General features: G+C 63.6%; 12 protein-coding genes. 11 read left to right on the top strand and 1 reads right to left on the bottom strand.

Annotated features, from left to right (window positions below; all coding sequences use genetic code 11):
- Nucleotides 1-39: 39 nt before the first annotated feature.
- Nucleotides 40-747, top strand: a complete 708-nt coding sequence (locus GC162_04470; protein MBI1367890.1) for a DUF1080 domain-containing protein — start codon at nucleotides 40-42, stop codon at nucleotides 745-747.
- 471 nt (nucleotides 748-1,218) lie between these two features.
- Here the strand turns inward: GC162_04470 and GC162_04465 are convergent, their stop codons facing one another.
- A complete protein-coding gene (locus GC162_04465; GenBank protein MBI1367889.1) occupies nucleotides 1,219-2,613 on the bottom strand; it encodes an MFS transporter in 1,395 nt (464 codons plus the stop codon).
- Between the two features lie 2 nt (nucleotides 2,614-2,615).
- Between GC162_04465 and GC162_04460 the strand changes: the two genes are divergently transcribed.
- The 10 genes from GC162_04460 (at nucleotide 2,616) to GC162_04415 (ending at nucleotide 15,133) form a co-directional block, all read left to right on the top strand.
- Entirely contained in the window at nucleotides 2,616-4,025 is a 1,410-nt protein-coding gene (locus GC162_04460; protein MBI1367888.1) for a phosphatase PAP2 family protein, read from the top strand.
- 371 nt (nucleotides 4,026-4,396) lie between these two features.
- On the top strand, nucleotides 4,397-5,107 hold the full coding sequence (locus GC162_04455) for a cytochrome C (protein MBI1367887.1): 711 nt from the start codon (nucleotides 4,397-4,399) through the stop codon (nucleotides 5,105-5,107).
- On the top strand, nucleotides 5,095-8,205 hold the full coding sequence (locus GC162_04450; GenBank protein ID MBI1367886.1) for a 4Fe-4S dicluster domain-containing protein: 3,111 nt from the start codon (nucleotides 5,095-5,097) through the stop codon (nucleotides 8,203-8,205). Before GC162_04455 ends, GC162_04450 begins: the two co-directional genes overlap by 13 nt.
- A gap of 14 nt (nucleotides 8,206-8,219) precedes the next feature.
- Nucleotides 8,220-9,701 carry a hydrogenase gene (locus GC162_04445; protein ID MBI1367885.1) on the top strand — a complete coding sequence of 494 codons (1,482 nt, stop codon included), beginning with the start codon at nucleotides 8,220-8,222 and terminating at the stop codon, nucleotides 9,699-9,701.
- Nucleotides 9,694-10,311 carry a DUF3341 domain-containing protein gene (locus tag GC162_04440; protein MBI1367884.1) on the top strand — a complete coding sequence of 206 codons (618 nt, stop codon included), beginning with the start codon at nucleotides 9,694-9,696 and terminating at the stop codon, nucleotides 10,309-10,311. Before GC162_04445 ends, GC162_04440 begins: the two co-directional genes overlap by 8 nt.
- 2 nt (nucleotides 10,312-10,313) lie before the next feature.
- Nucleotides 10,314-11,483 (top strand): c-type cytochrome, encoded by a 1,170-nt coding sequence (locus tag GC162_04435; protein ID MBI1367883.1) that lies wholly within the window; start codon nucleotides 10,314-10,316, stop codon nucleotides 11,481-11,483.
- Between the two features lie 22 nt (nucleotides 11,484-11,505).
- Complete coding sequence (locus GC162_04430) at nucleotides 11,506-12,744, top strand: quinol:cytochrome C oxidoreductase (GenBank protein MBI1367882.1); 1,239 nt, start codon at nucleotides 11,506-11,508, stop codon at nucleotides 12,742-12,744.
- Nucleotides 12,745-12,762: 18 nt separating this feature from the next.
- Complete coding sequence (locus tag GC162_04425; GenBank protein ID MBI1367881.1) at nucleotides 12,763-13,080, top strand: hypothetical protein; 318 nt, start codon at nucleotides 12,763-12,765, stop codon at nucleotides 13,078-13,080.
- Between the two features lie 6 nt (nucleotides 13,081-13,086).
- Nucleotides 13,087-13,935: an SCO family protein gene (locus tag GC162_04420; GenBank protein MBI1367880.1), complete on the top strand. Its 849-nt coding sequence runs from the start codon at nucleotides 13,087-13,089 to the stop codon at nucleotides 13,933-13,935.
- Nucleotides 13,916-15,133, top strand: coding sequence for a c-type cytochrome (locus tag GC162_04415; GenBank protein MBI1367879.1), 1,218 nt, complete (start codon nucleotides 13,916-13,918; stop codon nucleotides 15,131-15,133). The genes GC162_04420 and GC162_04415 overlap by 20 nt, the downstream gene beginning before the upstream one ends.
- Nucleotides 15,134-15,172 lie beyond the last annotated feature (39 nt).

Raw genomic sequence — 15,172 nt, 5'->3', positions numbered from 1 at the left:
CGCGCATCCAAGAAAAATCCCCTCAACGAGGTCCCTCCCATGAAGACCCGCACGCCGCTTCCGACGCTCTTTGTGAGTCTGATCTGCGCCGCCGCCGCGCTCGCCGGGACCGATGACTGGGCGCATCAAGTCAAGCTCCCCGAGGGCGAAGTCGCCCAGTCGCTTTTCAATGGCGCGGACCTGAGCGGCTGGGAAGGCACCGACAAATACTGGTCCGTCGTCGATGGCGCCATCGAAGGCAAGAACACGACGCCCGTCCCCGCGAGCACCTACCTCTTCACCAAAAAATCCTACCGCAGCTTCCGCCTGCTGCTGGAAGTCAAGCAGACCATGGGCTCGGGCTATTCGACGATTCACTCCGCCGTCGCCGCGCTGGGCCAGGTCATCACCGACGCCGGTGACCCGCACGGATTCAAAGGCCCGCTCCTGATGTTCTGTCACGACTGGGGCATCTGGGACGCCCACCGCCGCAACCGCGTCGAACCCGCCAAACACGCCGGCTCCTGGCATCCGCCCGGCATCGAAAAGGAAGGCAACTGGAACCAGATCGAAATCCTCGTCATCGGCGACCGCATCCGCATGGCCGCCAACGGCAAGCTCGTCTTCGACTTCACCGACCAGCCCGACATGCTCAAGGAGTCCCCCCTCGGCCTCCAGCTCCACCAGAACAACGCCCACGTCACCTACCACTTCCGCGGCCTCGTCCTCACCGAAAACCCCAAGGACCAACTCGTCACCGCTCCATAACGCCGACCCAACCGCACCCCGACCCGCCCCGCGTGGCCACGCGGGGCTCCCTTTGAAGGAGCGCCGTCCCCATCAAGGAAGCTCACGTGGGAACGTGGGGCCGGTGGGGGGAATGTGGGTATGGATGGCGGGGGATTTTGTCAGATGGCGCACCGGCACGGCGCGATTGGCGCATGGGGATGTCGCAAGTGCGCGCGGTGTGCGCACGGGGTTTTGGTAAGTCCTTTAAAAGCGTCGCACAGGGGTGACGCGGCGGGTCCGGTGGTGCGCACAGGACCGCGCGGTGCGCGCGGGTAGTCGGGCGGATCGGCGCGAAAATGGGGTTTTTGGGTGTGAAAACGGGGGGCGCTCGGGGCGGGCGAATTCGGGGAGTCGGAGCGCGCCGGTGCGCGGGAAGTGGTGAAGTGGTGAAGTGGTGGCGATCCGGGGCTTCGCTGCGCTCAGCCCTCGACTTGGGGGCGGGCCGGGGGGTCAGGGGGCGGGGTGTGTGTGTTTGCGGGGGCGGTGGAGGAGGAGCATGAGGAGGGCGGCGAGGGAGGCGAGGCCGCCGGTGTAGTAGGTCAGGGGGGCGCTGTGGACGAAGAGGAGTCCGGAGGCGCCGAAGCCGAGGGTTCGGCCGATGCTGGTGGCGGACTGGTTGAGGCCGTGCACGGCCCCCTGGTCGCGTTCGTCGACGGAGAGGGACATGAGGCCGGTGAGGGTGGGGACGGAGAAGCCGGTGCCGATGGCCATGAGCGAAAGGGCGGCCCAGAGCGCGACGTGCGAAATCGGATGGGTTCCGAGCCAGATCATGCCGATGCCCAGGAGCGCGAGGCCCAGGAGCGCGGTGGTCTTTTCGCCGAGTCGTTTGACGGTGGGTCGGATCATGCCGCCCTGGACGAAGGCGCCGATGAGGCCGAAGATCGACAGGGCGACGCCGACGTCACCCATGTGCCAGTCGTACCATTTTTCGGTGAGGGGTTGAATGGTGGGGAACATGAGGGAGTAGGCGGCGGTGGCGATGACGCAGACGAGAATGAGCCAGAGGACGACGGGGACGGTGGCGAGATGGAGGATGGACTTGGGGTGTGCGAAGACGTCGTGTTCCTCGGCTTCTTCGAGGGTTTTGGGCAGCGTTTCGCGCAGGAGCAGGAGGATCACGGGCAGCGAGCAGATCTGCACGGAGCCGGCGAGCCAGCCGATGTTGACGGCTCCGAAGTGGACGGCGAAGTAGCCGCCGATGGCGGGGCCCAAAGTGAAGGCGAGACCGAAGGCGGCGCCGAGGACGCCCATGGCGGCGGCGCGTTTGCTTGCGTCGGAGACATCGGAGGCGACGGCGAGTCCGAGGACGGATTGGGCGGCGAAGAGGCCGTAGATGGTCCGGGCGATGAGGAGCCAGACAAGGCCGGAGAAGAGGAAGCCGTCGAGCCGGGTGGTCAGGGCCCACATGATGGAGGCGGTGGTGGTTCCGATGACGACGAGTGCCATGACGGGTCGTCGGCCCATGTGATCGGAGAGCTTGCCCCATAGGGGGGCGCAGAAGACGCGGGGGAGTGTGGCGGCGGCGAAGATGAACCCGGCCCATCGTTCGGTGCCATGCAATTGCTCGACGAAGGGCGTCACCACGGGCAGGACGATGCCGAAGCTCAGGCCTTCGAGAAAGACGACAAGGGCGGCGGCGAAGAGTGGGGGCATAGTCGGTAAAGGATAACGCAATCGCGGGCGATGTCGAAGCGGGTGGCTGATGACGCGTGCAAGAACAGGGCGGACGGGCAGTTGGGGCGCGAGGCGGCGAAGCGCGATTTTGCTTGTAAAACAGCGGGAAATGGGGTATATTAAGGTTCTGAATTCGGGACAAAAGACCGAGGGTTCCAGAAGGAAGATCATCTATGTATTCTCGTCGGCTCGCGATGGCGTGTGCGTGGGTTGTCGTGTGTCTGGGCATCGGAGCGGGCGCTCCCGCGGTCGTATACGACGGTGGGGCGGACCCGGTGCTGGCATGGAACAACGTGCTGCTGGACGCCATCAAAATTCAGGGCGGCGGGCCCGGGCCGATCGCGCGGCAGGGGGCGATGCTCCACACGGCGATCTACGACGCCTTCAACAGCATCGATGGAACGCACACGCCCTACCTGCTCAAGCTCGACGTGCCGGAGACAACGTCGTACCGGGCGGCGATCGCGACGGCGGCGCACGATGTGTTGGCAGCGACGTTCGATGTCAATGGTCTGCCGGCGCTCGGTGCGATGTTCGATGCGAAGCGCGATGCGGAGTTGGCGCAGGTCAGCGATGGGGCGGACAAGCTGGCGGGGATCATGCTGGGGCAAGAGGTGGCGGCGGCGATCCTCGCTTCGCGGGCGAATGACCAATCGAATCTGAGCAATCCGTATGTGGGCGGTTCGGGGCCGGGGCAATGGGAGCCGACGGAGATGGGGCCGGGCGGGAATGCATGGGGCCCGGAGTGGTATATGGTGACGCCCTGGGCGATCAGTTCGCACGACCAGTTTCGTCCGCCGGCCCCGCCGGAGTTGACGTCGCAGGAGTACGCCGATGCGTTCAATGAGGTGAAGGAGAAGGGGGCGCTCGTCGGCTCGACGCGGACGGATTACGAGACGCAGACGGCTTCGTTCTGGGCGAACGATCGTAATGGGACGTGGAAGCCGCCGGGGCATTTGAACTACATCACGCAGGTGATTTCGGCGAATGCGGGGCTCGACGTGGCGGAAAACGCGCGGCTGTTCGCGCTGGTGAACATCGCCATGGGCGACGCAAGCATCGTGGCGTGGGACGCCAAATTCGCCACGGACCTGGACCTTTGGCGGCCGGTCACGGCGATCCATGACGCGGACATCGACGGGAACGATCAGACGGTCGCCGACCCGGCCTGGCAGCCCCTCTCGGCGGACACGACGGTCAACGGGTTCACGCCCCCGTTCCCGGCGTACACGTCGGGGCATGCGACGTTCGCGGCGGCGATGGCGCAGGTGCTCGCCGACTTTTTCGGGTCCGACGTCATCGACCCGTTCACCATCGTATCCGGCGACCCGGGCTACAGCGGGGATGCACGGACGTTTACATCGCTGAGCGAAATGGCGCTGGAGGATGCCCAGAGCCGCATCTATCTGGGCGTGCATTATCAGTTCGACGCCCAGTGGGGCCTGTTGACCGGGTCGGCGGTGGGGCACTTTGTGTTCGAGCACATGATGCTGAGTCTGCGGGCGGTTCCGGAACCGACGAGCGCCGCGGCGATCATCATGGCGGGGCTGAGCTGGCGCGGGCGCCGCCGGGCTGAGTCATGAATGGCGTTCAGCGACACCGCTTCTGATCCACCCGCTGACGCCTGCAGCGTCGAAACTCGAAGCTCATAACTCCAAACGCGAAGCCAAACCCCCGAGGCGGCGGTGCCTTTGGTTCGGGTTTCGGATTTCGGGTTTCGAGCTTTTCAATGCCGCCGATGATGACGGTTCACACCCCCGTTGACCTGATCGCAGGAAAAACTATCCACAGCGGCTTGCTTGGTTCGATGAACTGAGTACTCTTAACGCTCCGTGATCAGGGGAGCACACGGATGCTTGACCGGCTGCTTTGACAAGCCGTCCGTTGACGGTAAAATCCTGTGCTCTCAGACTTGTGAAAAAAATCACAAATTGCCACGATTGGCGACGAATCCATGCCGCATGACGAAAACAGGCGACCGTTTGTCTTCCCACGATGGGCGAACTATGTCCTGCCGGTGGCGCTGGTGGCCATCTTCGCCGGGCTGCCCTACAACATCCTCCTCGTCGGGCTCATCGGCGCGCCGTCCACGACCGACGTCAACTACCAGCCCCATCAGCCCATTCCCTACAGCCACGAGCTGCACGTCAATCAGCTCGGCCTCGACTGCCGGTATTGCCACACCACCGTCGAGAAAGCCGGGTTCGCGGCGATCCCCTCCGCCAACATCTGCATGAACTGCCATCATGCGATTCGCAAGGTCGACGCCGCGGGCAAGCCCAATCCTAAACTCGCCCCGCTCTACGAGGCGTATCAGACCGGCATGCCCGTCGAGTGGGTCAAGGTGCATGACCTGCCCGACTACGCCTACTTCAATCACTCGGCCCATATCAACAAGGGCGTCTCCTGCGTGTCGTGCCACGATCGCGTGGACCGCATGGGTTCCGACGGCGTGTATCAGGCCAAGGAACTGAGCATGGGCTGGTGCCTGAAGTGCCATCGTGACCCGGCTCCGAATCTCCGCCCCGTCGATCAGGTCACGAACCTGATGTGGGGTTGGGACATGAAGAGCGAAGAGAAGCTCAAGATCGGCCAGGAGATGTTTGAGCACAAGAACATTCGAAACGCCAAGCAGATGTCGGATTGCTCTCTATGCCATCGGTAAATCCCAACAAAACAGGCCGGGCCTACTGGCGCAGTCTCGACGATCTGCAGGACACACCGCAGTTCCGTGAGCTTCTATCCAAGGAGTTCGCGGACTACACGCCTGAGCAGATTCTCGAATCCCCCTCCCGTCGCAGCTTCATGAAGATCATGGGCGCCTCGATGGCGCTGGCGGGCGCGGGCTCGATGAGCGGTTGCCGCCGCTGGCCCGAACAGAAGGTCGCCCCGTACAACATGCGCCCCGAGGGCCGCATCCCCGGCATCCCGGTGCATTACGCCACGGCGATGGAGCTCGGCGGCGTGGCGCAGCCGCTTCTGGTGACCAGCTTCGACGGTCGCCCGACCAAGATCGAAGGCAATCCGTCGCATCCGCAGTCCAATGGCGCCGCCGGCGTGTATGCGCAGGCGAGCGTGCTGGAAATGTACGATCCCGAACGCAGCCGCCGGGTCCTGAACGCGGGTAAGGACTCGACATACGACGCGTTCTTCAAGGCGGTCGGCAAGTTCGCGGACGGCGAAGGCTTGTCCGTGCTGTGCGAAGCGACCAGTTCGCCGAGCATCGCAGCCCTGCGGGCGAAGATGCCCAAGGTGCAGTGGTACGAATACGAAGCGCTGACGCGCGACAACGAACGGGAAGGCGCGAAACTGGCGTTCGGACAAGCGGTCCGGGCGCAGCTCCATCTCGACAAGGCGAAGGTCATCGCGTGTTTCGACGCCGATATTCTCGGCGAGCATCCCGCTTCGCTGGCGCATGCCCGCGCATGGGCGGCCGGCCGCAAGGGGCTCGACGCCACGATGAGCCGCATGTACGCGGTCGAAAACACGTTCACGATCACCGGCACGTGCGCTGATGAGCGTCTTGCCGTGGCGTCCGGCCGCGTGTTGGATGTGCTCAAGGCCGTGGCGTCGGAACTGGGGATTCAGGTCTCGTCCGCCACGCCGCTCGACGGCGACGCCGCGGCGTTCGTCAAGCGCCTCGCCGCCGAACTGAAGGCCAACGAAGGCAAGGGCCTCGTGGCGGCCGGTCCGACGCAACCGGCGGCGACGCACGCCCTGGCGGCGCTCGTCAACGAAAAGCTCGGCAACCTCGGCTCGACCGTGTCGTACCTTGCCGAACCCGACGAGACGCGCCCGTCACATGTCGAGGCGCTTTCGACGCTGACGAAGCTCATGAACGACGGGTCGGTGCCGACGCTCTTGATCATCGGCGGCAACCCGGTGTATGACGCGCCGGTCGATCTGAACTTCGCCGCCGCTCTGGCCAAGGTCAAGACCAGCATTCATCTGAGCACCTACGTCAACGAAACCTCCAAGGGCTGCGCGTGGCACCTGCCGCGATCGCATTACCTTGAAGCGTGGGGCGATACGCGGGCATGGGACGGGACGATCAGCGTGGTACAGCCCCTGATCCTTCCGCTCTACGGCACGCTCAGCGCGATCGAACTGCTCGCCAAACTGAGCGGCGAGGAAATCACCGACGGCCTGGCGATCGTCCGCCGCACGTTCAGTCAGTGGATCGGGTCGGATGTGTTTGAGCGCCAGTGGCGCAAGACGCTTTCGGACGGTCTGCTCGCCAACAGCGCCGCCGAGACGGTCAAGGTGTCGGTGTCGGACAAGGCGCTGGCGATCGTGTCCGCGACGGTGGCGGATACGGGGCTGGAGCTGACGTTCCGTCAGGATTATGCGGTGTACGACGGGCGTTTCGCCAACAACGGCTGGCTTCAGGAACTGCCGGACCCGATGACGAAAGTCGTCTGGGACAACGTGGCGATCGTCGGATGGAAGACGGCCGAGTCGCTCGGTCTCGCTCAGGGCGACCTGGTCGAACTGAAGGTCGGCGACCGCACGATGAACGCCCCCGTGTTCATCGTGCCCGGTCAGGCGGACGAGTCGATCACGATGTCGCTGGGCTACGGCCGGACCGCGGCCGGTTACGTCGGCAACGAGGTCGGGTTCGACGTTTACCAGGCCCGCACGGCGAGCCGGATGTACGCCATGCGCGTCGACCTCAAAAAGCTCGGCCGCAAGTACCAGATCGCCACGACGCAGGACTATTACGCCATCGACCCCACCGCCCGGCGCGAGCGCGAGCACCGCGTCAGCGGCGAGCTTTACCGCGAAGCGTCGGTCGAGGAATACGAAAACTACAAGCACAACATGCACAGCGGCAAGCACCACGTCATCGAGTTCCGCATCGATGAAGCGCCGCATGTGCCTTCGCAGGAAGAGCGCGGCAGGACGATGCCGCTGCAGATCATTGACGAGCCGGTGGACTATTACGAAGGTCAGCCCCGCTGGGCGATGTCGATCGACCTGTCGTCGTGCATCGGATGCAACGCGTGCGTGATGGCGTGTCAGTCGGAAAACAACATCGCGGTGGTGGGCAAGCAGGAAGCGGCCCGCGGGCGCGCGATGCACTGGATCCGCGTGGACCGCTATTTCAAGGGCGATCCCGACAACGCCAACAAGATGCATGCGGTGCATCAGCCGGTGACCTGTCATCAGTGCGAGAATGCCCCCTGCGAACAGGTGTGCCCGGTGGCGGCGACGACGCACGACTCCGAAGGCCTGAACGTGATGATCTACAACCGCTGCATCGGCACGCGGTACTGCTCCAACAACTGCCCGTACAAGGTCCGCCGCTTCAACTGGTTCGACTGGCACGCCAAGCCCGTGCATTCGAACATCACCGGCGGCACATGGCTGGGCATTCCCGATCAGCAGCAGCTTTCGATCGACAAAGTGCGTCAGATGCAGTTCAACCCGGAAGTCACGGTGCGGATGCGCGGCGTGATGGAAAAGTGCACGTTCTGCGTCCAGCGCATCAAGGCCGTGACCATCCCCGCCAAGAACGAGGGCCGCAATGTCGAAGACGGACAGATCGTCACCGCCTGCCAGCAGACCTGCCCGACGCAGGCGATCACCTTCGGCGACCTGTCCGATCCGAATTCGAAGGTTTCGCAGCAGTTCAAGAACGACCGCGCTTACGAAATGCTGCGTGACCTGAACGTACGGGCGCGCACGCGCTACCTGGCGCGGATCAACAACCCGGCAACTTCCGTCGGCTCGGGCGAACCCGCCGGCGAACACCACGCTTGATTTGACGAAAAACCATGACGACGCTTTCCACAGATCGAATCTCAGAGCCGTTCGTCGACAATACGACGGAGATTGTCATCGAACGGCCGCCGCAGATCATCGGCGGGTCCACGTTCGCCTCGATCACCGAGACGGTGTGCGGGGTGAGCGAGAACAAGGCGCCGGCGGCCTGGTGGCTCGCGCTGCTCGTGGCCGTCAGCTTGCTGGGCATGCTTCAGGGACTGATCCTTTTCCTGGTGCTGACCGGCGTGGGCGTGTGGGGCAACAACATCCCGGTGGCGTGGGGCTTCCCGATCGTGAACTTCGTGTTCTGGGTCGGTATCGGTCACGCCGGCACGCTGATCTCCGCCATTTTGTATCTGTTCCGCCAGTCGTGGCGCACGTCGATCAACCGGTTCGCGGAGGCGATGACGATCTTCGCGGTCATCTGCGCCCTGATCTGGCCGGGCATTCACATCGGCCGCCCGTGGCTGCCGTACTGGATGTTCCCGTATCCGAACCAGATGGGCATGTGGCCCCAGTTCCGCTCGCCGCTGCTTTGGGACGTTTTCGCCGTCGGCACGTACTTCTCCGTGTCGCTGGTGTTCTGGTATATGGGCCTGATCCCTGACATCGCCACGCTGCGCGACCGCTCCAGGTCGAAGATTCGGCAGATCGCCTACGGCGTTTTGTCGCTGGGTTGGCGCGGATCGAATCGTCACTGGCATCGTTACGAGCGGGCGTATCTCCTGCTCGCCGCCCTGTGCACCCCGCTGGTGCTCTCGGTGCACAGCGTCGTGTCGTTCGACTTCGCCGTGTCGCAGGTGCCCGGCTGGCACTCGACGATCTTCCCGCCGTACTTCGTCGCGGGCGCCATCTACGGCGGGTTCGCGATGGTGCTGCTGCTGGCGATTCCCTGCCGCAAGTGGTTCAAGCTCGAAAAGATCATCACCGCCCGGCATATCGACAACATGGCCAAGGTCATGCTGGCGACGGGGCTCATCGTGACGCTGGCGTACGCGACGGAGTTCTTCATCGCGTGGTACTCGATGAACGTCTACGAACAGTTCACGTTCGAGAACTACTACACCGGCCCGTTCAAGTGGGCGTTCGGCATGCTGATCTTCTGCAACGTGATCTTCCCGCAGTGCCTTTGGATCCGGCCGCTGCGCGAGAACATGGCGGTGCTGATGGCGGCGAGCATGTCGGTCACGATCGGCATGTGGTTCGAACGCTTCTGGATCATCATCATGTCGCTGACGCGGACGCATCTGCCGTCGGCCTGGGGCTCGTACTGCCCGTCGTGGGTGGACATCTGCATGTTCGCCGGAAGCTTCGGGCTTTTCTTCACGCTGTTCCTGCTCTTCGTGCGGTTCCTGCCGGTCGTGAACATGGCCGAAGTCCGCTCGGTCATGCCCGAAGCCCATCATCAGGGCGAACCCTGGGGCGAGCACGAGGACATGGACGAAGTGGCGGACCGCATGCACGGCTCGGCCCCGGAGGCCCACCATGGCTAAGCACTCCACCCTCACGCAGGAACCGCACGGCTCGGCGCACGCACGCGAAGGCGAAAAGCTCTTCGGCCTGCTGGCGCAGTTCGACGACGTCGACACGCTGCTCGCCGCCGCTTCGACCGTCCGCGACGCCGGCTTCCGCCGGTGGGAAGCGCATACGCCTTGCCCGATTCACGGGCTCGACAAGGCGATGGGTCACAAGTACACGCGCCTGCCGTGGCTGGTGCTGCTGTGCGGTCTGACCGGATGCGCGACGGGACTGCTGCTGACGTGGTACACGAACTCGACGAGCTTCGACGGCGTGCCGTATGCGATCCGCGGATACCTGTTCCATATTTCCGGCAAGCCGTTCTACTCGCTGCCGGCGTTCATCCCGCCGATCTTCGAGCTGACGATTCTTTTCAGTGCGTTCAGTTCGTTTCTGGGCATGCTGGCGATGAACCGGCTGCCGCGGTTTTATCATCCGGTGTTCAAGAGTGCGCGTTTCGCCCGTGCGACGCAGGATCGATTTTTCATCAGCATCGAGGCGGCGGACGCACAGTTCGACCGCGCCAAGACAGCCCAGCTTCTGCATGACGCCGGCGCGAGCGCCGTCGAGGAGCTGGAGGATTAAGCATGAGCGAACCCGTTTCCAATCCGACGCCCAAAAAGGTGCCGAGCGTTCTGATCTACGCGGCGGTGATTCTCATCACCGCGTCGTGGATTCCCCTGGCGCTGATCGCCAAGGCGCGGACGACCAAATCGTCCTCGCCGCGCATCCATATCTTTCAGGACATGGACAATCAGCCCAAGTTCAAAGCCCAGTCGGAGAACCCCCTCTTCGCCGACCGCCGCGCGATGCGCGACCCCGTCGCCGGGACCGTCGCCGCGGGCGAGCTGCATGAGGACGATCATCTGTACCGCGGCTACGAAACCGACGGGAACCTCAAGCCGGTCATGGCCAACGGCGACCGCAAGTGGTTTCACGGCCTGCCGGATTCGATGAAGCTGGACATGGCGCTCTTGAAGCGCGGGCAGGAGCGGTACACGATCTACTGCTCGGTGTGCCACGGACTCGACGGTTACGGCGACGGCATGGTCGCCCGCCGCGCCGCGGCGCTGGCGGCGATGCAGCCCTCGCAGGCGCCCGGCTGGGTCCCGCCGCGCGATCTGAACACGGTCGATCAGAAGACCGGCGGGCCGATGTACGCCGAACCGCTCTACCCCGCGGGCAAGCTCTTCGCCGTCATCAGCGAAGGCCTCTCGACGATGCCCAGCTACGCGTCGCAGATTCCCGTCGAAGATCGCTGGGCGATCGTGGCGTACGTGCATGCACTTCAGATGTCGCAGAACATTCCCGTGACGGACCTGCCGGCGGATCTGAAGGACGCGAAATTCAAGGACGCGCCGGTGGTCGAAGTGCCCAAGGAGACCGGGCCGAAGCTGACGGGCGATGCGCTGGTCGCCAAGGGCAAGGAGTTATTCTACAAGAATCCGCTCAAGCCCTGCTCGGTGTGTCATATGCCGGCGGCGGCGGGCGTTCCGACGCCGTGCCCGAGCTTCGAGCATGGCATCTTCGGCAAGAAGGAAAAGGTGGTCGTCAACGGCGGGGCGCCGCAGGAGATCACCATCGACGAAGCGTACCTGCACGAATCGATCGCCAATCCGCCCGCGAAGATCGTCGTCAATGAAGCCACCGGTCAGCCGTATCCTCCGCTGATGGTGCTCGCCGGTCCGCCGCTGACGGATGACGAGATCGAGGCATTGATCGCATTCATCAAGACGCTTGGCACTGAAAGCAAGTGACCGGGTATCTGGAGACCTGACCGTGAGTCATCACGCGAAAATCAAGTTCACCCCCGGCGAGCAGCACAAGCTCACCAAGGCCGGCTCGCGCTTTTTCGTGCTGGGTCTGCTGGCGGCGATCGTCGGGCTCGGCGGTTCGGCGGCGATGGTCGGCGGCGACTGGGGCCGCTTCGGATACATCTACCTCACCGGGTACATGTACTTTCTGACCATCACAGCGGCGGCGCTGTTCTTCGTGATCATTCAGCACCTGACCCGCGCCGGCTGGAGCGTGTCGATCCGCCGCATCATGGAACTGATGGCGATGAACATGCCGCTCATGGGCATCCTCGCCATCCCCATCCTCGTCATGCACGGCACGATCTATCACACCTGGGCCCACCCCGCGCCCGATGACCTTCTGATGAAGTGGAAGAGCGGCTACCTCAACTCCAACTTCTTCATCCTCCGCATCGTCCTCTACTTCGTCATCCTCTCGGCGATCGCATGGCTCTACTTCCGCCATTCGACCGCGCAGGATCGCGACGCCGACACGAGCCACACCCGCCGGCTTCAGTTCCTCGCCGGCCCGATGATCATGCTCTTCGCCCTCACCGGCTCCGGACTCGCCTTCGATCTGCTCATGACCCTCGACCCGCACTGGTTCAGCACCATGTACGCCGTCTACGTCTTCGGCGGGTCGATGCTCGGCTTCTTCGCCATCCTGATCCTCACCCTCCGCCTGCTTCAGAGCCAGGGCGTCCTCCGCGATGAAGTCACCACCGAACACTATCACGACCTGGGCAAGTGGCTCTTCGGCTTCGTGTTCTTCTGGGCCTACGTGGCGTTCAGCCAGTACATGCTCCAGTGGTACGCGAACATCCCCGAGGAAACCGCCTGGTTCGCGGAGCGCGGCGCGACGACTTTCGACGGCGTCGACACGGGCATCTGGGGCGGCGTGGCGCTGGCCCTGCTGTTCGGACACGCGTTCATTCCGTTCCTGGGGCTGCTGAGCCGCTGGTGCAAACGGATTCTTTCCGTGCTGACCTTCTGGGCGATCTGGCTGGCGGTGTTCCATCTATTGGACCTGTTCTGGCAGGTGATGCCCAACTACGAGGATCACGAGCACGGGTTTATCGCGCAGTTCGCGCCGGTGCTGCTGTGTGCGATCGGCGTGGGCGGGATCTGGATGGCGGGCATCGTCCGGCTCGCCTCCGACCGGTACGTCATCCCCGTCGCCGACCCCCGGCTCCACGAAGCGCTGGCTCACGAAAACTACTGATTGGCAGGATGAACCGATATGTCCGCTGAACACGAACACACGACGACGCCCGTCCGCAACATCGACGACATGAAGACGCTGCTGGTGGCGGTCGTCGGCGTGGTGACGGTGATTCTCGTCCTTGTCATCATGATCTGCACGCAGGCATGGTTCTACAAGCAGGACGAGGCCCGCAACGCCGAAGTGTCCTTCGGCGAGCGACCCGCCGACACGCAGGCGTACCTTGATGAGCAGCACGCGCACCTGGCCAATCTCCAGTACGTCGATCAGGGCAAGACGCGCGTGAAGATCCCGCTGGACCGCGCGATGGAAATCTACGCCGCCAAGGGCCAATAATCCCTAATGACCTTCAAGCGGAACATCCTGATCATCGCGATGCTCCTTGCGAGCATGAATTCGTCCGTGCGCGCCCAGAGCCAGGACCCGCGGCTCGCCGCGGATCTGGACGGCGTGAAGATCGAGCAGAAGCTCGGCGCGCAGATTCCGCTCGACACCGTCTTCAAGGATGAGACCGGCAAGGAAGTGAAGCTCGGCGACTACTTCAATCAGGGCAAGCCCGTCGTGCTCAATTTCGTGTACTTCAACTGCCCGCAGTTGTGCACGCTCGCCTTGAACGGCGCCCTCAACACGCTCAAGCAGCTTTCCTACACGCCCGGCAAGGAATTCAACTTCGTCACCATCAGCTTCGACCCCAACGACACGCCCGTGCTGGCGGGCAAGAAGAAGGCCAACTACATCGCCGCGCTGGGCAAGCCCGAAGCCGCGGAGGGTTGGCACTTCCTGACCGGCGATCCGCAGAACATCCAGCGTGCGACCGACGCGGCGGGGTTCAAGTTCAAATGGGTCGATGCGCAGGGCATGTTCGCCCATGGCGCCGCCCTGTTCATTCTGACCGCCGACGGGCGCCTGTCGCGCGTCCTGCCGGGCATCACCTATGACCCGACGACGACGCGCTTGAGCGTGGTCGAAGCGGGGGGCGGGAGCGTCGGCTCGGTGATCGACAACGCCATCATGTACTGCTTTGCCTATGACCCGGCCAAGGGACGTTACGGTCCGGCGGCGATGAAGATCATGCGCCTGGGCGCGGTGTTGACCGTGCTGGTGCTGGTGATCGCGATTGTGCTCTACCGTTGGGCCGAAGCCCGACGCAACAGGAAGACGAACTCCGCCCATGCACCCAATCCTGCTTAATTCCGTCGCGCCTCTGGCACGCATGCTGACGCTCGGCGCCGGCGACACCGGCTCCCTGATGCTCCCGCCCGAAGGGTCGGATCACGCCGGTCAGGTCGACCCGCTGTTCAATTTCATCAACGGCGTCACGGTCTTCTTCTTCGTGCTGATCATCGTCATCATGGTGTTCTTCGCACTCAAGTACCGCCGCACCCCGACGCGCACCAAGGCGGACGTGTCCTCCAATCACAACACGGGTCTGGAACTCGCCTGGTCCCTGCCGCCGCTGGTGATCTGCATCTATATCTTCTACGCCGGGTTCACCGGCTATCTGGACATCGTGACCGTCCCGGACAACGCGTATCAGATCAACGTGCATGCTCAAAAGTGGAAATGGTCCTTCGAGTATCCCAACGGGTACACGTCCGGCTATCTGCATGTGCCCGCCGGTCGCCCGGTCGTGCTGCGCCTCAGCAGCATCGACGTGCTGCACAGCATGTACATCCCCGACTTCCGCGTGAAGAAGGACGTTGTGCCCGGCCGGTACAACACGCTGTGGTTCCAGACCGAAGGCGCGACCGAAAGCGCCGACGCCCCGCTGCTCGTAGGCGACGCGCTCAATGCCTACATCCGCGGCGAGCTGACCAAGGAAGTCGAAGGCCAGCGGGCGAATAACGCCGATGCGTCCGGCGGCAAGAGCGTGCAGGACGAAGTGGAGGCGAAGTTCGCCAAGCTCAAGCCCAACCAGTTCGAGGAATACGCCCGCCATCAGCAGGAGGAAATCGCCGCCAAGACCGGCCGGCAGATCTTCTGTGCCGAGTACTGCGGGACGGATCACTCGATGATGCTCAGCAAGGTCATCGTGCATGAGAAGGGCTGGCTCCCGCCCAGGCCGATCAAGGGCACGCCCTGGCAGGAAGGCCGCAAGACGTTCATGGCCAACTGCACCGGTTGCCACAAGCTCACCGAAGACGGCCTGGTCCGCTCCGTGGCCGCCCCTGATTTCTCCAAGGGCATCTTCGGCAAGGACGAGAAGATGTCCGACGGCTCGACGGTGAAGATCGACGAAGCGTATATCCATGAATCCATCGCCGATCCGCAGGCCAAGATCGTCGCCGGCTATCCCAAACCCTCGCCGATGCCCGCCTTCGGATTCGCCCCCAGCCAGATCGACGAGCTGGTGTCGTTCCTGAAGAGTCCGTTCAACGAACCCGAATGAACCTTATGATTGCCTCCGGTAAAAATGGAGGGCGTTAAA

Source organism: Planctomycetota bacterium (assembly GCA_016125255.1).
In the GTDB taxonomy this organism is placed as follows: Bacteria; Planctomycetota; Phycisphaerae; order Phycisphaerales; family Zrk34; genus RI-421.
The sequence above is the reverse complement of the archived record's forward strand: the minus strand, read 5'-3'. Positions and strand labels throughout refer to the sequence as shown.